Here is an 18,943-nt window from a genome sequence, read left to right as displayed (position 1 = left end):
GGAGGCCGTCCCGGCGTCCCGTGCCGTCCCACGGGACCGTGGGACGGCACGGGACGGGTGTCGTCAGCAGGTCACTGCATGGTGCGCAGGGTCTGCTCGAGCGCGTCGGCGTAGTGCCGCGCGCCGGCGACCTTCGGGTGGAACGACTGCGCCGAGCTGCCGAGCTTGATCACGTTGGTGTCGAGCTGCGGGGTGTCGCTCTCGACCAGGTCCATGACGATGCCGTGGACCGTCTCGGGAGTTCCGCAGACGGCCTGCCCCTTGAAGGCCTCCTTGGGGTTCGAGAACCACGCCTTGACGCCCTGGGCCCGCGCGTCCCGGGCCGCTCCGTCCATCTCCTGGAGCAGGGTCTCCCCGATGGAGTTCAGCCAGGGGCCTTCCAGCGTGCTGATGGTCGGGAGGCAGCCACCGTCCTTCTCCAGCAGCGGCGGGTAGCCCATCAGTACGATCTTGGCCTGTGGCGCCCGCGCCTGGATCGCCTTCAGGGTCTTCACGATCTGAGGCCGCACCAGGTTCTTGATGCGGTCGGGGACGTAGGCCGACAGCGGGCCCGTCTTCTTCCCCGTCTTGTTGCCGTTCACGTCGACGTCGTCGATCGAGTCCGCCTGGCAGAATTCGGAGGTGATCAGGCACGAGGTGAAGATGGGCGTGAACAGCGTGTCGTTGCCGCCGATGGAGATGGTCACCAGCGTGGTGTTCTGGTCGAGGTAGCCCTGGTCCAGCTGCGGGAGTTCGCCGTACTCCGCCTTCCCGCCGCCGTCCGCCTTGCTGAGGACGTTGTACGTCCGCGCGCCGGAGCAGGCGATCAGGTGGTAGTCCATCGAGGGGTCACGGACGTCGGCGAGCGCGCCGATCGAGGTGGTGGAGCCGGGCAGCGCGGCCTGCCGGGACCAGGCCTGCGTGGAGCGGTGGCAGGCGTCGCGGGTGGCACCGTTCGTCGTGTCCCGGTAGTTGCTCTCCTTGTAGTAGTCGGCTCCGCCGGAGACGGACGCGCCCTCACCGGAGGAGTACGAGTCGCCGAGGGCGACGACGGAGTCGGCCGGCTTCCCGGGCAGCGGCTGGAAGGCCGCGGCGTCCCAGGCCACGTCCTCGGTGCCGTTGCCTCCGTCGGCGTGCGTGCTCAGCGAGACCTTGGGAGTGCCGGTGAAGTGGAACACGCCCAGGTCCACCCAGCGGTTCTCCCGGGTGCGCTGTGGCACCACCCGTACCGGGCTGGTCGAATCCGTCCCGTACACCACGTACTTGGCCTGCCGGGTCTGCGCGCCGTGGTCCGGCATGTGCACCATCACCCGGGCCCAGCCGCTGCCGGGGATGTTCTGGCCCAGCGTCCAGGTGCCGGTGGTCAGCAGCCGGCCGCCGTCCGTGTCGGCCGTGTCACGGGTGTGGGAGAACCAGAAGTGGCCGCCGTAGCCCCCGCCGATCTGGTGCATGTCGATCTTCCCGGGATACGTCCCGTTCCACAGGTTGAAGTCGAAGGCGAAGGACCCCGACGAGGCGACCGCACCGCAACTGCGGGCGTCCGATCCGGCCGGCCGCGTGCCGTTCGGGAGGTCGTCGACGATCAGTGAACCGGCGGGCAGACCGCTGCTGCACCGCGGCGGGTAGGAGGAGTCCTCGTCCGGCTGCTCCGGGTAGGTGGCGTCGAAGCGGTGCGTCGCCTGCCCGCACTGGTTCCTGTCACAGTCCACGTACTTCACCGGCTGGTGGTACCAGCAGTGCAGGTCCGCACGGGTGCAGGCGCCGAGCCCGGGCTCGTTCTTGTCGTTCGGGCCGATCTTGGCGGGGTCGCACTCGTTCGAGGAGTTGCAGAACAGCCCCTCCGGCGGGTGGAGGCCGCCGGTGCGGAAGGTCCAGTCGCTCCACCAGGCCTGGCGGTACGCGACCCCCATCGTGCCGGGCTTGAACATCGCCGAGAGCGGCCGGGCCGCCCAGCCCATCACCTTCTCCTGGTAGGGCCAGTCCTGCGGGTGGGAGGCGTGCGAGTAGTCGTCCCGGCCCCCCGTCGACTCCAGGAAGGGGGTGCGGTTGGCCTTCCACAGAGGGTTGGCCGGATTGTTGGTCCAGCCCACGCCCCACGTGCCGTTGTTCTTCGCCGCGTCGGACTGCGGGTAGAAGCCCGCGTTGTACGCCCACAGGGCGAAGGCCCAGTTCTCGATGTACTTCGGCTTGCCGTTGTTGACGGTCAGACCGGCGTCGCGGGTCTGGTTCCACTTCTCGGCGAGCTTGTCGGCGCCGGCGGCGATGTTCGCCGTGTAGTCCAGGGCCGCGGCCTCCTGCTGGACGACGGACATGGCCGGCTGGTCGTGTCCCGGCAGCCGCATGCCGTCGGTGATCTGCGTGATGCCGTAACCGCAGTCCGCCTTGGCCCAGTTGATCGCCCACGGGTCACCCTGCGTGCCGTTCGGCGCGTAGTCGATGCCGTAGTAGTTGCCGATCAGAGGATTGCCCGTGGCGCCCGGGACGACGTACCGGCTGGCTTGCCACATGTTGGATTCCTGAGCGGTGATGCCCAGCAGGATCTGCGCCGGGATGTGCCACTCGTCGGCCTTGTCGATGTAGCCGTTGGGGTCGCCGCTCAGCACGCGCAGCGGGAAGAGGAGCTGCGGGTTGTAACCCGTCATGCCCGTGCCCTTCCAGTTGGGCGGCCGGTTGACGTGCTGGTTCAGGCCCATGATCACGGCCTGGTCCACGGCCCACTCGACCTGGCGCGGAGTGGGCTGGAAGGCTTGCTTGCGCACGTCCCCGCGCGGTACGGCACAGGTGCGCTCCGCCTCGACGGGGTCGTGCGCCGAGGGGGCCGCCGCCGCGGCGGCGCCGGAGACGGCGGCCGCCGTGAACGGGCTTTTGCTCGCGCCCTGCGGGACGAGCGGACCCTCCGGGGCGCCGGCCGGCCCGGCCGAGGAGCGCAGGGCCGGGGAGGGGGCGAGCCCGTCGGCGAGCCGGGCCGGGGCCACGGCCTCGGCACCGGGAGCGGCCTCCAGCTCGACGCTCTTGCCGGTGCCGAGCACCTTGACCTGGTTGACGACGGTGCGCTCCGTGGCGGCCTCTTCGGCCCGGACCGGGCTGCCGTCCTGGCCGTGGGCCCAGCGGCTGGTGACGGCCGACTGGCCGCGGGCACTCATCACCGCGCCCTTGTCGAGCCCGCCGGGGTTGTGGACGTGCGCGGGCAGCTTGCCCTCGGTCTCGGCCCGGCCGGTGACGAAGACCTCGCCGGAGGGCGACCCCGCCAGGTCCAGGGCGTCGAGCTGCCCGGAGGCGATCGGGCGCGGTCGGGCCTTGCCGTTCCGGGCCGAGCGGACCGCGGCGGCGTCGACGTGCTTGACCTGGCCGACCGCCTTGGGGCCCGGGTCCGCCCCGCCGGGCCCGTCGAGGAAGGTGATGCCGCCGGCCGCGTCCCGGGTGATCTGGAAGGGGACCCGGTCCGCGGCGGCTATCGGGTGCCGGGCGCCCTCCTTGCCGATGCGGACCAGCTGCGGGCCCTCGGCCGCGACGATCTCGCCGCCGCCGTACGGGATCGCCGAGGTGACCTGGCCGGTGAGCTTGAGCGGGGACGACGCTCGGCCGGCCTTCGCGTCGACGGTGATCAGACGGGTGGCGTTCTCCTTCCCCGCGTCATCGCTGAACTGGGAGAGCACGGCCGTCTCGCCCTCGCCGCAGCCGGGGGAGAAGTACGACAGCGAGGCCTGCACCGGCAGCTTCGTCACCCTGCCGGTGGTCAGCTCGACCACGGCGGTGAACGCGCCGCGCGTCATCAGCTCCGGTTTGTTGGTGAACGTACGGGGCGCGTACGCCACGACCGCGCGCTCGCCGGAGGCGGTGACGCACGCGTTGCCGATCCAGGTGTCCGTGTCGAAGCCGGGCTCGGCGAGGGTGGCCGCGGTCTTCCAGGGGTAGCCCGCCTTCGCGTCGGCCACCAGCACGTGGAACCCGGAGGCGTCCCCGGACGTGGTCCAGGCCCGGTCCGAGGCACCGCCGACCACCTTGGCCCGGTCGCGCGGGGGGACGGCGGTGGGGTGCCGGTCGGGACCGGGTTCGGACGGGCTCGGCCCCGGGGTGCCGGCCGGAGCGGGCGGCGCCGCCTGGGCGGGGAGGGCGAGCGGCGCCATCAGGGCCGCCGCCGTGGTGAGCACCACGGCGACGGACGCATGCCGTCGTCTGTGTCGTTTCAAGGGTCTTCTCTTCCGTGACATCCGCACCGAGGTGACGTGAGGCGCGATGACGCGTCACGGGCAGGGGCCGGCCTCGGCGGGGGAGCGGGGAGGGAGGACGGGCACACTGCGGGCCGCGTGGGGCCCGGGACCGTCCGACGCGAGCAATCTAGGGGCCGCGCCCGGCCGTTCGGGGCCGGATCCGTCCCCAGGACGTCCCGTGCGGAGCCCGGTCCGCGGGACGGGAACACCGTCCCGGGCGGGGGACGCGAAGAGGCCCTCCCGGGACGGGCCGCCCGTCCCGGGCCGGTGCGTGGGACTTCTCCGCGCCGGCCGCGGGTCACGCCCCCACGGGACCGACCCGCGGGCCGTCCGGGACTTCCCGGAGACGGACGGGACACCGGGACGTGGCCGGGACCGGCCTAGTGTTCCGGCTGTCCGGTGGCGCCTGGTCCAGCCCGTCCGGCACGGATCCCCGCCCCGCTCCTCACGGAAAGCAGGTTCGCCATGCTCAAGAAGACCGTTTCACGGGCCGCCGCCCTCGCCGCCGCGGCCGCCCTGACCGTGCTCAGCCTGTCGGGTACCGCACAGGCCCGGCAGGGCGCCCCGTACATCGGGTACGGCAAGACGAACAACACGCACGCCGTGTGGTGCGTGCAGCACCAGCTGAACTACGCCTTCGCGCACAACTGGACCGGGCGTCCGGGCTCGCACGGCCAGATCTCCGAGGACGGCAGGTTCGGCCCCCAGACCGAAGAGGCGATCCGCTTCTTCCAGAGCGTGATGTTCGTGCCCAAGGACGTGGACGGCATCGTCGGCCCGGACACCGGCTACGCGCTCCTGTGGTACGGCGACCCGTACTACGGCTACGACGACAAGGTCACCCACGCCGGATACTGCAACGAGTACCTCCCCAGCGTCGTCTGACCCGACCGGCCCGCCACCCTTGCGGCCGGCCGGGCATCCACCCCCACGGGGGTGGGGCGGATGCTCAGCCGGCCAGCAGGTTCCCCATCCACTCCTCGATCCCCGCGACCGTGCGGGGCAGGGCGCCCGACATCAGCCGGGCGCCCGTCGCCGTGATGACCAGGTCGTCCTCGATGCGCACGCCGATGCCGCGCAGCTCCGGCGGCAGGGTCTCGTCGTCGGGCTGCAGGTACAGGCCCGGCTCGACCGTCAGCACCTGACCTTCCTCCAGGACCCCGTCCAGATAGGTCTCCGCCCGCGCCTTCGCGCAGTCGTGGACGTCCAGGCCCAGCATGTGGCCGCTGCTGCACAGCGTGTACCGCCGGTGCAGGTCCCCCCGCGCGTCCTTCAGGACGCCCCACTCCGCCAGGCCCTCCGCGATCACCCGCATCCCGGCCCGGTGGAAGTCCCGGAAGCTCGCGCCCGGACGCAGTGCCGCCATGCCCGCGTCCTGCGCCGCCAGTACCAGTTCGTACACCTGCCGCTGGACGGAGGAGAAGCGCCCCGACAGCGGGAGCGTGCGCGTGATGTCCGCCGTGTAGAGGCTGTCGGTCTCCACGCCCGCGTCCAGCAGCAGCAGGTCGCCGCGGTCGAGCCGGCCGTCGTTGCGGATCCAGTGCAGGACGCACGCGTGCGCGCCCGACGCCGCGATCGTGTCGTACCCGGTGCCGTTGCCCTCGGCCCGGGCGCGCAGTCCGAAGACCCCCTCGATCCACCGCTCGCCGCGCGGGTGCGCCAGTGCGCGCGGCAGCGCCCGTACGACGTCCTCGAAACCGGCGGCGGTGTGGTCGACGGCGAGCTGGAGCTGGCCGACCTCCCAGGCGTCCTTCACCAGGCGCAACTCGGAGAGGGCGGCGGCCAGTTCGGAGTCGGTGGCGGCGTTGCGGCCGGCCGGGGAGCCGAGGTCGTCCAGGTGGGCGCAGCGCAGGCCGGTCAGGCGCTCGGCCTCGGCCAGGTCGGGGCGGCGCCCGACCCAGAACTCCCCGTACCGGCGGTCCCGGTAGAACTCCTCGTTCCCGCCCGCGCGCGGGGAGCGGGGGCGCAGGTACAGCACGGGCTCGTGGCCGTGCGGGCCCGTGGGCTCCAGCACCAGGACGTGGCCGACCTGGTCCTCTCCGGTCAGCCCGGTCAGCCAGGCGTAAGCGCTGTGCGGGCGGAAGCGGTGGTCGCAGTCGTTGGAGCGGACCTTGAGCTCGCCGGCCGGGATGATCAGCCGCTCGCCCGGGAAGCGTGCCGAGAGGCGCTCGCGCCGGGACGGGGTGACCTCGTACGCCGGGATCCGCGCGGAGTCGGGGAGGGGCGACGGCGCCCATTCGGCCGCCATGAACCGGGACAACTCCGGTGATACCGGCAGGTCGTGGCTGCCGATGTTGAGGCGGGAGGCGGGGCCGGGGGAGGTGCCGGTGGGGGTGTCGGACATGGAGGCTCCCTCAAGAAGATGCGAACTGGTGGGCGCACGGGTCTTGTCAGTGCAATTTCACATTACTATGTTACAGCTCACACCGCGGCACGTTAATCCCCGTCAAACGCCGTGTGACGCAGGGCAGTTCAGGCATTTCAGGTTTCACGCACCACCTCGCGCACCACTTCCCCCACCTCCCCTCCCAATCAGGAGTCCTTGGTGTCTCAGCACAGAGCTGTGCGTACGTCCCTCCTCTCCGCCGCCGTCGCGGTGACGCTCCTCGCCTCCGCCGGCCAGGCCGTGTCCCAGACCGCGGACCGGGCCCCCGCGGCCGCCCCCGCCCCGGCCGCCGTGCCCGGCACCTTCACCTCCGGGGCGCCCGGTGCGAACCCGTTCGACGAGGTGGAGCACCTCGCTTCGCCCAAGGAGGCCGCACCCGCGACGGGCCAGGCCCCCGGCGGGATCGCCGCCGACGGCCGCGTCCCCGGAGCCGCCCCGTCCGCCGCCCCGGCCGCGCGTCTCACCGAGCGCGCCGAGAAGAGCCGCGAGCGCGCCTCCACCGCCCAGGCCGCGCCCACCGCGCAGAGCGTGGCCGCGGGCGTCCCCTGCACCCTCGACGGGATCACGGGCCTCAGCCCGGAGCAGTTCGCCGACTTCCTGGCCGACCCGGCCGTCACCGCCGACGGCTGCATGCGCACGCTGGTCTGGACGTGGGACGCCCGCCTCGCGCCCGTCATGGACGACGCGCACGTCCAGGCCGTGGCCCGCCGGATATCCGGCCTGGCCGCCGCCCACGACGGCCGCAACTCCTCGCACCTGGAGGAGATGTTCACGTACCTGCACGCGGCGGTCTACCACGACTTCTCGCGCGAGGAGATCGACCTCACCGACGCCGCGACCGCCGATGCCATGAGCCGGGCCGTCACCGACTTCGGCAACGCCGCCCGGACCTTCGACGTCACCGCCTCCAACGCCCGGACCCTGCGCGAGGCCCTCTACGCCACCGGCCCCGGCATGCGCCAGACCCAGCTCGGCCTGATCAAGAAGGTGCTGGCCACCCTGGACGCCTCGCACCCCGCCACCAGCGGCGACGCGAACTGGGGCGGCGCCGCCCTCGCCGCCCTCACGGTCAACTACCTCGGCGTGTACCCGGGCAACCAGGACGCCGCCTTCCAGGCCGCGGCCAAGGCCGACCCCGCCTACCGGGCCGCCTTCAAGGCCTTCGCCGGCTACACCCACCTCAAGGGCACCACGAACGCGTGGGTGGTCCGCGACGCGCTCGGCGAGTACGGCCGCTTCGGCCAGATCGAGGGCCTCCAGAGCCAGATCTCCGCCGACCTCGGCGGCCTCCTGGAGCCGGTCAAGGCCGCCTTCGGCAACGGCAGCGAGCCCTGGGCCAAGATCGTCTCCTGGCTGAACACCTACAACGCGTGCAAGCAGTACGGGGTGTGCAAGGAGGACATCGAGAAGATGCTCTTCCCGAACACGTACACCTACGACAACGGCGCCATCAAGGTCCGCACGGCCCTCGACCGGGCCACCGTCGACCAGCTCTACTACGCGAGCAAGCAGGTCAAGACCCAGTTCCACCGGGTCCTCGGGACCGACCGGCCGCTGGCCGGCGACCCCAACGCCACGCTGAACATCGTGCTGTACGCCTCCCGCGCCGACTACGTGACCTACCAGACGATGCTGTACGGCTACGGCACCGAGAACGGCGGCATGTACATCGAGAACGGCGCCACCTTCTACACCTACCAGCGCCGCGTCCCGCAGGACTCCTCCCTGACCCTCGAAGAGCTCTTCCGGCACGAGTACACGCACTACCTCAACGGCCGGTTCGCCGTCCCCGGCTTCTTCGGCGAGGGTCCCTGGTACGAGGGCGACCGTACGACCGCCATGGACGAGGGCACCGCCGAGTTCTTCGACGGCGCCACCCGCGACAACGGCATCGCCGTCCGCAAGTCCCTGGTCAAGGGCGTCATCAACGACACCGCCGGCGGCGGCCCGCGGATGACGGTCGAGCAGCTGCTGAACGCCACCTACGACGGCGACGGCTTCCGCTTCTACAACTACGCGGGCACCTTCTTCGAGTTCCTGTGGACCGAGAAGCCCTCGCTGCTGCGCGAGATGTACACCCACCTGCGGGCCAACGACGTGGCCGGGTACGACGCCTGGCGCCACCGGATGGGCTCGGACACCTACCTGCAGCGCGACTACGACCGCTTCCTGGACGCGCAGATCGCCAAGGTCGACCAGCTGTACGTGCCGAACACCAGCTTCACGCCCAACGGACAGCTGCGGGACGCGGCGCTGGCCAACGTGAAGTCGGCCTTCGCCACCGCCACGTACAACACCCCGGACTGCGTGGAGAACGGGGACCCGGGCAAGCGGCGGTTCACCTGTACCGGCCGGATCACCGCCAACCTGAAGGACTGGCGCAGCGACGACCAGAACTTCAAGGACATGTCGGAGACGGTGGACTACTTCATCCTCGACCGGGCGGGCGCGGCCTCGAACAACCTGGCCGACATGAACTGCTCCTTCGGCCCGGTGGAGATCTGGACCGACCACAGGGCGGGGACGTCGAGTTACAGCTGCGAGGGCCCGTTGCGCAGCTGATCCGCGGCCGGCGGCCGGTCCCGGTCCGAACGGGGGGCGGGACCGGCCGCCGGACCCCTCGGCGACCCTAGGCACCCACTAAAGAATGTGACATATTACTGCCGTGTCCAAGAGACATCCCCTGGACGTCGTGATCATCGGCGCCGGCGTCGTCGGAGCCGCGATCGCGTACTACGCGGCCCGCGCCGGACTCTCCGTGGCCGTCGTCGACCGCGGCCCCGTCGCGGGCGGTACGACGGGAGCCGGGGAGGGCAACCTGCTCGTCTCCGACAAGGAGGCCGGCCCGGAGCTCGACCTGGCCCTGCTGTCGGCCGGCCTGTGGCGCGAACTCGCCGCCGTCCTCCCCCATGAGATCGAGTACGAGGCCAAGGGCGGGCTCGTCGTCGCCCCGGACGAGGCTTCGCTGGGGGCGCTGAGGGACTTCGCCGAAGGCCAGCGCGCCGCCGGGGTCGAAGCCGTCGAGGCGGGGGCCGACCAACTCCGCGAGCTGGAGCCCCATCTGGCCCCCGGGCCGGTCGGCGGGTTCCTGTACCCGCAGGACGCCCAGGTCCAGCCGGCCCAGGCGGCGGCCAGGCTGCTGGCGGCCTCGGGGGCTTCGGTGCACCTGGGTGAGGAGGTGACCGGGATCCTCACGGGGCCCGGGGGCGTCCGCGGGGTGCGCACGCGCGGCGGCGAACTCCTCGCCCCGGCGGTGGTGAACGCGGCCGGGACCTGGGGAGGGCGCATCGCGGAACTCGCGGGGGTGTCCCTCCCGGTGCTTCCGCGCCGCGGGTTCGTCCTGGTGACGGAGCCGCTGCCGAGGGTGGTGCGGCACAAGGTCTACGCCGCGGACTACATCGCCGACGTGGCGAGCGGCTCGGCGGCCCTGCAGTCCTCGGCGGTGGTGGAGGGTACGCCGGCGGGGCCGGTGCTGATCGGGGCGACCCGGGAGCGGGTGGGCTTCGACCGCTCGCTCTCGGTGGAGGCCCTTCGCCGCCTGGCGGCGCAGGCCGCGGCCCTCTTCCCCTTCCTGGCGGACGCCCGGGTGCTGCGCACCTACCACGGCTTCCGCCCCTACCTCCCGGACCACTTGCCGGCGATCGGCCCGGACCCCCGCCTCCCGGGCCTCCTGCACGCCTGCGGCCACGAAGGAGCCGGCATCGGCCTGGCCCCGGCCACGGGTGTCCTGATCGCCGCCGCCCTGACGGGGGCGCGACCCCCGCTGTCCGCGGACCCGTTCCGCCCGGCCCGCTTCGCAGCGGACCCGGCCGGATGACCGGGAGGAAGGGCCGGGCGGGGAAGGCCCGTACGGCGGAACCCGGCAGCGCCCGCCACCCGCACCACGCCGCCCAAGGAGAACCCCCGATGAGTCCCACCCCCCGCACCCTGGTCGGCGGTGCCCCCTCGGCCACGTACCTGCTGCGCTTCGACGGACGCGAGCTCACCGCCCAGGCGGGGCAGAGCATCGCCGCCGTGCTGTGGGGCGCCGGGATCCTCGCCTGGCGGACCACCCGCCAAGGCGGCGCACCCCGCGGGGCGTTCTGCGGGATCGGCAGCTGTTACGACTGCCTCGTCACCGTCAACGGCCGCCCCAACCAGCGCGCCTGCCTCGTCCCGGCCCGCCCCGGCGACACCGTCACCACCCAGGAGGGAACCGGTCATGCCGAGCTCGGCGTCTGACACCGCCCCGCCCGACCTCGCGATCGTCGGCGCCGGCCCCGCCGGGCTCGCCGCCGCCGTCACCGCCGCCGGGCTCGGACTGCGGGTCACCCTCGTCGACGCGGGGGAGCGGCCCGGAGGGCAGTACTACCGGCATCCCGCTCCGGGGCTCGGGGCCGAGCGCCCCGAAGCCCTGCACCACGGGTGGTCCGCCTTCGCCGAGCGCGAGGCCGCCCTCCGGGCCCATGAGGAGGCCGGTCGCATCACGTACCTCCCGGCCCACCACGTCTGGGCCGTGGTCCCCGACGGCGACGCCTGGACCCTGCACGCCGTCGCGGGCACCGGCCCCGACGAGGCCGCCGCCGCCCTGCACGCCCGGGCCGTGCTCCTGGCCACCGGGTCCTACGAGCGGCAACTGCCCTTCCCCGGCTGGACCCTGCCCGCAGTGGTCGGGGCCGGCGGAGCCCAGGCCATGCTCAAGAGCGGGCTCGTACTGCCGGGCAAGCGCGTCGTCGTCGCCGGGAGCGGCCCGCTGCTGCTCGCCGTCGCCGGTTCGCTCGCGGCCGCCGGGGCCCGGGTGCCGGCCGTGGTCGAGGCCGCCGCCTACAGCGCGTACGCGGGCCATCTCCCCGCCCTGCTCCGCAACCCCGGCAAGCTCGGCGAGGCCGCCACGTACGGCAGCGCCCTGCTGCGCCGCCACATCCGCCTCCTGACCCGGCACGCCGTGACCGAGGCCCACGGCACCGATCGCGTCGAGGCCGTCACCGTGGCCCGCCTGGACCGGGACTGGCGGCCCCTGCCCGGCACCGCCCGCCGGATCCCCTGCGACGCCCTCGCCGTCGGCCACGGGCTGGTGCCCCAGCTGGAGCTGGCCACCGGCCTCGGCTGCGCCACCCGCCCGACCGCCGACGGCACGCTCGCCCTCGCCCTGGACGCCGAGCAGCGGACCTCCGTCGCCGGGATCTGGTCCGCGGGCGAGACCGGCGGCATCGGTGGTGCCCAACTCGCCCTCCTCGAAGGGGAGATCGCCGCGCACGCGATCGCCGGGCGGACCGTACCCGCCGCCCTCGCCCGCCGCCGCGCCCGGCTGCGCGCCTTCGCCGCGGCCATGGGCGCCGCCCACCGGCCCGGCGACGGCTGGACCGGCTGGCTGCGCGACGACACCGACGTGTGCCGCTGCGAGGAGGTCACGGCCGGCCGGATCCGCGAGGCCGTCGACGAGCTCGGCGCGCGCGACGCCCGTACGGTCAAACTCCTCACCCGCTCCGGGATGGGCTGGTGCCAGGGCCGCATGTGCGGACCGGCCGTCGCCGCCCTCGCCGGCGACGGCCCCGCGCCCGACCGGCGGCCCCTGTCCTGCCCGGTCCCGCTGCGCCACCTCGCGCAACTGCCCCCGGCGGACGGCTGATCGGACACCGACCGGCCGGCGATCGGGAGACCCGGCCCCTTGTGGCCGCCTCACACCCACTAGTAAAATGTCACACACCACTCTAGGGAGCTCTCTCATGACCGACGCGCACACCCCCGCGCCCACCACCGGTACGGACACCCGCACCCGCCCCTGGCACGGCATCATGGTCGCCACCACGCTGCCGCTGCGCGAGGACCTCACCGTCGACCACGACGCCTACGCCGAGCACGTGGCCTGGCTCATCGCGAACGGCTGCGACGGCGTGGTTCCCAACGGCTCCCTCGGGGAGTACCAGACCCTCACCGACGAGGAGCGGGCCCGCGTGGTCCGCACCGCCGTCGAGGCCGCCGGCGACGGCGCCCGCGTCATGCCCGGCGTCGCCGCCTACGGCAGCGCCGAAGCCCGCCGCTGGGCCGACCAGGCCGCCGAGGCCGGGGCCGGTTCCGTACTCCTGCTGCCCCCGAACGCCTTCCGCGCCGACGAGGCGACCGTACGCGCCCACTACGCCGAGGTCGCCCGCGCCGGGCTGCCCGTCGTCGCGTACAACAACCCCATCGACACCAAGGTGGACCTCACGCCCGGCCTGCTCGCCCGCCTGCACGGCGACGGCAGCATCGTCGCCGTCAAGGAGTTCAGCGGGGACGTCCGCCGCGCGTACGAGATCGCCGAACTCGCCCCCGGCCTCGACCTGCTCATCGGCGCCGACGACGTCCTCCTCGAGCTCGCCCTCGCCGGCGCGGTCGGCTGGATCGCCGGCTACCCCAACGCCCTGCCGCGCTCCTGCGCCGCGCTCTACCGGGCCGCCGTCGCCGGTGACCTCGCCACCGCGCTGCCGCTGTACAAGTCCCTGCACTCGCTGCTGCGCTGGGACTCCAAGACCGAGTTCGTCCAGGCCATCAAGCTCTCGATGGACCTCGCGGGACGACCCGGCGGCGCCACCCGCCCGCCCCGCTTCCCGCTCACCGGGGAGATCGAGGCGGGCGTCCGCGCCGCCACCGAGAAGGCCCTCGCCGAGGGACACAACTAGTCCCCCGAGGGACCGGAAGGGGACAGGAATGCGCACGCGCCACATCTACCACGCGGTGGACTCGCACACCGAGGGCATGCCGACCCGGGTGATCACCGGGGGTGTCGGGGTGATCCCCGGCGCCACCATGGCCGACAAACGCCTCCACTTCATCGAGCACCTGGACCACGTCCGGACCCTGCTCATGTACGAGCCGCGCGGGCACTCCGCGATGAGCGGCGCCATCCTGCAGCCCCCCACCCGCCCCGACGCCGACTTCGGCGTGCTGTACATCGAGGTGTCGGGCCTGCTCCCCATGTGCGGGCACGGGACCATCGGGGTCGCCACCGTCCTGGTCGAGACCGGCATGGTGGAGGTCGTCGAGCCGGTCACCACCGTGCGGCTCGACACCCCGGCCGGCCTGGTGAGCGTGGACGTCCGGGTCGAGGACGGGGCGGCCGCCGCCGTCACCCTCACCAACGTCCCCTCCTTCTGCGCCGGACTCGACCTGAAGGCGGAGGTCCCCGGCTTCGGCACGGTCACCTACGACCTCGCCTACGGAGGGAACTTCTACGCCTTCGTCGAAGTCGACTCCCTGGGACTCCCCTTCGACCGGGACCGCAAGGACGATCTGCTGGGCGCCGGACTCGCCGTCATGGACGCGATCAACGCCTCCGGCGACCGGCCCGTCCACCCCGAGAACCCCTCCATCTCCGGGGTCAAGCACGTCTACCTCGCCGCCCCCGGCTCCGACGCCCGGCGCTCGCGGCACGCCATGGCCATCCACCCGGGCTGGTTCGACCGCTCGCCCTGCGGTACGGGGACCAGCGCGCGCATGGCCCAGCTGCACGCCCGCAGCCTCCTCGGGATCGGCGCGGACTTCGTCAACGAATCCTTCATCGGCACGGAGTTCACCGGCCGGCTGATCGGGGAGACCACGGTCGGCGGGTTCCCGGCCGTCGTCCCGACCGTCACCGGGCGGGCGTGGATCACCGGCACCGCCCAGTACTTCCTCGACCCGTCCGACCCGTTCCCCGCGGGGTTCCTGCTGTGACCGGCGAGCTCGCCTTCGTGCGCACCGCGGACTACCACACCGCCGGGGAGCCCTTCCGGATCGTCGACACGGCCGGGGCCGGCCTGCCGCCCGTACCGGGGGACACCGTCGCCGAGCGCTGCGCCACCGCCATCGGCCCCGGGGGCTCCGGTACGGCTCCGCGCCGCAGCCCCCTGGACGACGTACGGCGGCTCCTCGTGCAGGAGCCGCGCGGGCACGCCGGGATGTACGGCGGGTTCGTCGTGCCCCCGGACGACGACGGGGCCCACTTCGGCGTGCTGTTCTGGCACAAGGACGGCTACTCCACCGCCTGCGGCCACGGCACGATGGCCCTCGGCGCCTGGGCCGTGGACACCGGCCGGGTCGTCGCGCCGGACGACGGGGACGCGCAGGTGCGGATCGACGTCCCGTCGGGGCGGGTCGCCGCGACCGTGCACCGCGCCGGCGGCCGCACCACCGGGGTCACCTTCCGCAACGTCCCGGCGCGGGTCGGCGCCCGCAAGGTGCCGGTGGCGACCACCCTGGGCCTGGCGGAGGTGGACATCGCGCACGCCGGAGCCTGTTACGCCTCCGTCGCCGCCCGGGACCTCGGACTGGAGGTCACCCGGGCCGCGCTGCCCGAACTCGTCCGCGCCGGGCAGGAGATCCGGGCCGCGCTGGCCGCCCACCCCGGGACCTGGCACCCAGGCGGACCGCTGCTCTCCGGGGTCTACGGGGTGATCCTCCACGAGGAGCTGCCCGGCACCCCCTTCGGGCCGCACCAGCGCAACGTCACCGTGTTCGCCGACGGCCAGATCGACCGCTCGCCCTGCGGCTCGGGCACCTCGGCGCGCCTCGCGCTGCTCGCGGAGGACGGCCGGATCGGGCCGGGCGAGGACCTGCTCCACGAGTCGGTGGTGGGCACGGTGTTCACGGGCCGGGTGGCGGCGGTGGGTTCCCCCGACGGCCTGGTCACGGAGGTCACCGGGACGGCGTACCGCACGGGCGAGCACGCCTTCGTACGCGATCCGCAGGACTCCCTCGGCGCGGGGTTCCTGCTGTGATCCCGCAGTTCGGAGCGGAGGAGACGGCCGCGCTGCTCACCCCGGCCGCGGCGGCCGACGCGCTCGCCGACGTACTGCGGGCCGGGCTGGATCCGGAGTCCTGCCCGCAGCGTTCGGCGCTGCCCGTGCCGGGCGGGGGCGAGCTGCTGCTGATGCCGGCCGCGGCGGGGGCGTACGCCGGGGTGAAGATCGCCGGGGTGGCGCCCGGCAATCCGGCGCTCGGGCTCCCGCGCATCACCGGCTCGTACCTGCTGATGGACGGGCCTACGCTGCGCCCGCTGGCCCTGTTCGACGGCGCGGCCCTGACCGCGCTGCGCACCCCGGCGGTCTCGGCGCTCGCCCTGCGCCACCTGGCGCCGGCCGGGCGGGCCCTGCGGATGGTGCTCTTCGGCAGCGGACCGCAGGCGTACGGGCACCTCGAAGCGGTACTGGGGGCAAGGGAGTTGTCCGGGGTGGTGGTCGTGGGCCGCAACCCGGTGTCGGCGCGGAAGCTGACGGCGCATGCCCGCGCCCTGGGGGTCCCGGCCCGTACGGGCGTCCCGGCGGACGTGGCGGAGGCGGACCTGGTGCTCTGCTGCACCACGGCCCGCGAACCCCTCTTCGACGGACGGCTGGTGGCCCCGGCGGTGACGGTGGTGGCGGTCGGCTCGCACGAGCCGGAGGCTCGGGAGACCGACACCGCGCTGGTGCGGCGGGCGGCGGTGTACGTGGAATCGCGGGCGGCGGCCCTGCGCGAGGCGGGGGACCTGCTGGTGCCGGAGGCGGAAGGGGCGATCGGGCCCGGTCATATCAACGGCACCCTGGCCGACCTGGTGGCGGGCCGGATGCCGGCGGCCGGGGCGCCGGGTTCTCCACAGCTCTTCAAGAGTGTGGGCATGGCCTGGGAAGATCTCGCTGTGGCGGTGGCGATGTATCGCGCCGCGGGAGGCGCCACCGCTCGGGGATCATGCGCAACGTGACATTGTACGCTGTTCCTCTGCACTCGGTGGTGCAACGGTGTTCGGAGGAAGAGCAAATGGGTGACCTGAAGCAGCACAGTCTCATCAAGGCCCAGGAACGGCTCCGCGACCAGGTCGGCCACGCCCTTCGAGCAGCCCTGATAGCGGGTGAACTGCGCCCCGGCAGCGTCTACTCGGCGCCGGGCCTGGCGGCCGAGCTCGGGGTCTCCGCCACTCCGGTGCGCGAGGCGATGCTCGACCTGGCCCGCGAGGGGCTGGTGGAGCCCGTCCGCAACAAGGGCTTCCGGATCACCGAGGTCAGCGAGCGCGATCTGGACCAGTACACCGAGCTGCGCACGATGATCGAGGTGCCGACCATCGGCCGGATCGCGAAGATCGCCACGGCGGAGCAGCTGGAGGAGCTGCGGCCCATCGCCGAGGAGATCGTCACCAGCGCCCGCGAGCACAACCTCATCGGCTACCTGGAGGCCGACCGCCGCTTCCACCTCTCCCTGCTGGCCCTGGCGGGCAACGACCGCCTGGTCGAGACCGTCGGCGACCTGCGCAAGCGCTCGCGCCTGTACGGACTGACGGGCCTGGACGAGGCGGGGAAGCTGGTCTCCTCCGCCGAGGAGCACATCGAGCTGCTCGACCTGATGATCGCCGGGGACGCGGAGGCGGCCGAGGCCTGCATGGTCCGCCACCTCGGCCACGTCCGCTCCCTGTGGGCCCAGGGCCGCGACGAGCCGGTGGGCCGCACCCCGGGCGGCCTCGGCTCGGGTCTGTGAGCGGATCCCCGGGGCGGTTCGGCCCCGGGGCGGCGCCGCCCCGGGGCCGCGGGGGCGTCTTCAGTCGTCGAGCCAGCGCCGGCGCCCGGGGCCGGTCGGGTGCGTGCCGGTGACGCCCGTGACCATCGAGTAGAGGCTGGTCTCGGCGGTGATGAAGAGGCGGTTGCGCTTGGCGCCGCCGAAAGCGATGTTGGAGACCGTCTCGGGGACGTTGAGCCGGCCGATCAGGGTGCCGTCGGGGTCGTAGCAGTGCACTCCGTCGTCCATCGCGGCGGCCCAGAGCCGGCCGCCGTCGTCGAAGCGGAGGTTGTCGAAGCGGGCCTTCCCGGGCGCCGCTTCGGCGAAGACCCTCCCCTCGGACAGCGTGCCGTCGTCGCGTACGTCGAAGACCCGGATGAAGCCGGCCCGGGTGTCGGAGACGAACAGCTGCCGCTCGTCGAGGGAGAAGACCAGCCCGTTCGGCGCACCGAAGCCGTCGGCGACCAACCGCACCGCGCCGGTGGCCGGATCGACGCGGTAGACGTTGTTGGCGCCGATCTCGCTCTGCGCGCGGTGGCCCTCGTAGTCGCTGGTGATGCCGAAGTCCGGATCGGAGAACCAGATCGAACCGTCGGATTTGACGGCCGCGTCGTTCGGGCTGTTCAGACGTCTGCCGTTCCAGCGGTCCGCCAACACGGTGATCGTGCCGTCGTGTTCGGTGCGCGTGACGCGGCGGTTCCCCTGCTCGCAGGTGATCAGCCGGCCCTGACGGTCGAGGGTGTTGCCGTTGGTGTTCCCGGCGGAGCGGCGGAAGACGCCGACGGATCCCGTCTCCTCGTCCCAGCGCAGCATCCGGTCGTTCGGGATGTCGCTCCAGATCACCTGCCGCCAGGCGGGCAGGTAGATCGGCCCCTCGGCCCAGCGGCAGCCCGTGTGGAGGACCTCCAGCGCGTCATCACCGTTCATGCACCGACCGGTCCGGAAGCGGTCGTCGAGCATCTCGTACAGCCCAGGGCGCTGGCTGGTCATGGGGCCCTCCCCTTCTGGCGGCCACTGGCCGAATCTCATCTGGTACATAAAGAAGATTGCGAGATGATCTATGGTCAATGCCAGTGAATTCCGAATGAAGAGGCGTGGATCACATCGCTCGCCGCCGGTCGCCCCGCCACCTACCCTGTGGGAATGATCAAGCCGATAGAGCTCGTGATATTCGACTGCGACGGTGTCCTGGTCGACAGTGAACGCCTCGCCGTCCGCCTCCAGGTGCAGCTCGGGGCGGAGTTGGGCTGGCCGCTGACCGCGGACGAGGTGGTCGAGCGATTCATCGGGCGCGCCAAGGAGTCGATCGTCGAACAGCTCACCGAGCGGCTCGGCGCGCGGACGGCCGGGCTCTGGTGGAAGCAGCTCATCGAACGCCACCGGGACGCGGTGGACCTCGGGTTGGACCCGGTGGAGGGGTTGCCCGAGGCGCTCGCCGCGATCACGCTGCCGACCTGCGTGGCGTCCAGCGGCTCGCACGCCAAGATGCGGCACACCCTGGGCCGCACCGGCCTCTACGGCCACTTCGAGGGCCGCATCTACAGTGCGAGCGAGGTCACCCGGGGCAAGCCCGCCCCGGACCTCTTCCTGTACGCGGCCCGGCGGATGGGCTTCGATCCGGACGTGTGCGCGGTGGTCGAGGACAGCGGGCCCGGCGTCCGGGCGGCCAGGGCGGCCGGCATGCGGGCCTTCGGCTACTGCGGTGGTCCGACCCCCGCCGGGCGGCTCGAAGGTCCCGGCACCGTCGTCTTCGACGACATGCGCAGGCTGCCGGAGCTGCTCGCCGGACGCTGAGCCGCCGGCAACACCCGCGGGAAGGAAGGGATTTGGGCACGGCTGGATAACGGCGTTGCCAAACCCTTGTCAGTGCAATTTCACATTACTATGTTACCGGTCACATCATAGAGCG

At 72.9% G+C, this 18,943-nt stretch carries 14 protein-coding genes; 11 read left to right on the top strand and 3 right to left on the bottom strand.

Annotated features, from left to right (window positions below):
* Positions 1 to 71 precede the first annotated feature (71 nt).
* Positions 72 to 4,169 (bottom strand): golvesin C-terminal-like domain-containing protein, encoded by a 4,098-nt coding sequence (locus tag K7B10_RS11660; protein ID WP_229336041.1) that lies wholly within the window; start codon positions 4,167 to 4,169, stop codon positions 72 to 74.
* A gap of 486 nt (positions 4,170 to 4,655) precedes the next feature.
* Here K7B10_RS11660 and K7B10_RS11655 point away from each other — a divergent pair, with 486 nt between their 5' ends.
* On the top strand, positions 4,656 to 5,075 hold the full coding sequence (locus tag K7B10_RS11655; protein ID WP_229336040.1) for a peptidoglycan-binding domain-containing protein: 420 nt from the start codon (positions 4,656 to 4,658) through the stop codon (positions 5,073 to 5,075).
* 64 nt (positions 5,076 to 5,139) lie between these two features.
* On the opposite strand, the gene K7B10_RS11650 is transcribed toward K7B10_RS11655, so the two are convergent.
* Positions 5,140 to 6,534 (bottom strand): aminopeptidase P family protein, encoded by a 1,395-nt coding sequence (locus K7B10_RS11650; protein ID WP_229336039.1) that lies wholly within the window; start codon positions 6,532 to 6,534, stop codon positions 5,140 to 5,142.
* A 201-nt stretch (positions 6,535 to 6,735) separates the two neighbouring features.
* On the opposite strand from K7B10_RS11650, the gene K7B10_RS11645 reads away from it, so the two are divergent.
* The 9 genes from K7B10_RS11645 to K7B10_RS11605 all read left to right on the top strand — a co-directional run bounded on the left by K7B10_RS11645 (position 6,736) and on the right by K7B10_RS11605 (position 17,016).
* Entirely contained in the window at positions 6,736 to 9,138 is a 2,403-nt protein-coding gene (locus K7B10_RS11645; protein ID WP_229336038.1) for a collagenase, read from the top strand.
* 103 nt (positions 9,139 to 9,241) lie between these two features.
* Positions 9,242 to 10,393, top strand: a complete 1,152-nt coding sequence (locus K7B10_RS11640) for an NAD(P)/FAD-dependent oxidoreductase (RefSeq protein WP_229336037.1) — start codon at positions 9,242 to 9,244, stop codon at positions 10,391 to 10,393.
* Between the two features lie 89 nt (positions 10,394 to 10,482).
* Complete coding sequence (locus K7B10_RS11635) at positions 10,483 to 10,797, top strand: (2Fe-2S)-binding protein (RefSeq protein WP_229336036.1); 315 nt, start codon at positions 10,483 to 10,485, stop codon at positions 10,795 to 10,797.
* The gene (locus K7B10_RS11630; RefSeq protein WP_229336035.1) at positions 10,778 to 12,184 is read left to right on the top strand and encodes an FAD/NAD(P)-dependent oxidoreductase; all 1,407 of its coding nucleotides are present in this window, start codon (positions 10,778 to 10,780) and stop codon (positions 12,182 to 12,184) included. Before K7B10_RS11635 ends, K7B10_RS11630 begins: the two co-directional genes overlap by 20 nt.
* Positions 12,185 to 12,281: 97 nt before the next feature.
* Complete coding sequence (locus K7B10_RS11625; RefSeq protein ID WP_229336034.1) at positions 12,282 to 13,214, top strand: dihydrodipicolinate synthase family protein; 933 nt, start codon at positions 12,282 to 12,284, stop codon at positions 13,212 to 13,214.
* 28 nt (positions 13,215 to 13,242) lie between these two features.
* On the top strand, positions 13,243 to 14,247 hold the full coding sequence (locus tag K7B10_RS11620; protein ID WP_229336033.1) for a proline racemase family protein: 1,005 nt from the start codon (positions 13,243 to 13,245) through the stop codon (positions 14,245 to 14,247).
* Entirely contained in the window at positions 14,244 to 15,290 is a 1,047-nt protein-coding gene (locus K7B10_RS11615) for a proline racemase family protein (protein ID WP_229336032.1), read from the top strand. Before K7B10_RS11620 ends, K7B10_RS11615 begins: the two co-directional genes overlap by 4 nt.
* Entirely contained in the window at positions 15,287 to 16,249 is a 963-nt protein-coding gene (locus tag K7B10_RS11610; RefSeq protein ID WP_229336031.1) for an ornithine cyclodeaminase family protein, read from the top strand. Before K7B10_RS11615 ends, K7B10_RS11610 begins: the two co-directional genes overlap by 4 nt.
* A 56-nt stretch (positions 16,250 to 16,305) precedes the next feature.
* A complete protein-coding gene (locus K7B10_RS11605) occupies positions 16,306 to 17,016 on the top strand; it encodes a GntR family transcriptional regulator (protein WP_229336030.1) in 711 nt (236 codons plus the stop codon).
* Positions 17,017 to 17,076: 60 nt separating this feature from the next.
* Here the strand turns inward: K7B10_RS11605 and K7B10_RS11600 are convergent, their stop codons facing one another.
* Positions 17,077 to 18,024 carry an SMP-30/gluconolactonase/LRE family protein gene (locus tag K7B10_RS11600; protein WP_229336029.1) on the bottom strand — a complete coding sequence of 316 codons (948 nt, stop codon included), beginning with the start codon at positions 18,022 to 18,024 and terminating at the stop codon, positions 17,077 to 17,079.
* A gap of 153 nt (positions 18,025 to 18,177) precedes the next feature.
* On the opposite strand from K7B10_RS11600, the gene K7B10_RS11595 reads away from it, so the two are divergent.
* Positions 18,178 to 18,828, top strand: a complete 651-nt coding sequence (locus K7B10_RS11595; RefSeq protein ID WP_229336028.1) for an HAD family hydrolase — start codon at positions 18,178 to 18,180, stop codon at positions 18,826 to 18,828.
* The last annotated feature ends 115 nt before the right edge of the window (positions 18,829 to 18,943 follow it).

The organism is Streptomyces flavotricini (assembly GCF_020639365.1).
Lineage (GTDB): Bacteria > Actinomycetota > Actinomycetes > Streptomycetales > Streptomycetaceae > Streptomyces > Streptomyces flavotricini.
Note: the sequence above shows the minus strand (reverse complement) of the source record. Positions and strands in the feature narration are given on the sequence as shown.

Coding starts and splice junctions, on each gene's coding strand:
- K7B10_RS11595 (WP_229336028.1), top strand. CDS start 18,178: ATGATCAAGCCGATAGAGCTCGTGATATTCGACTGCGACGGTGTCCTG.
- K7B10_RS11605 (WP_229336030.1), top strand. CDS start 16,306: ATGGGTGACCTGAAGCAGCACAGTCTCATCAAGGCCCAGGAACGGCTC.
- K7B10_RS11655 (WP_229336040.1), top strand. CDS start 4,656: ATGCTCAAGAAGACCGTTTCACGGGCCGCCGCCCTCGCCGCCGCGGCC.
- K7B10_RS11600 (WP_229336029.1), bottom strand. CDS start 18,024: ATGACCAGCCAGCGCCCTGGGCTGTACGAGATGCTCGACGACCGCTTC.
- K7B10_RS11635 (WP_229336036.1), top strand. CDS start 10,483: ATGAGTCCCACCCCCCGCACCCTGGTCGGCGGTGCCCCCTCGGCCACG.
- K7B10_RS11630 (WP_229336035.1), top strand. CDS start 10,778: ATGCCGAGCTCGGCGTCTGACACCGCCCCGCCCGACCTCGCGATCGTC.
- K7B10_RS11650 (WP_229336039.1), bottom strand. CDS start 6,534: ATGTCCGACACCCCCACCGGCACCTCCCCCGGCCCCGCCTCCCGCCTC.
- K7B10_RS11625 (WP_229336034.1), top strand. CDS start 12,282: ATGACCGACGCGCACACCCCCGCGCCCACCACCGGTACGGACACCCGC.
- K7B10_RS11620 (WP_229336033.1), top strand. CDS start 13,243: ATGCGCACGCGCCACATCTACCACGCGGTGGACTCGCACACCGAGGGC.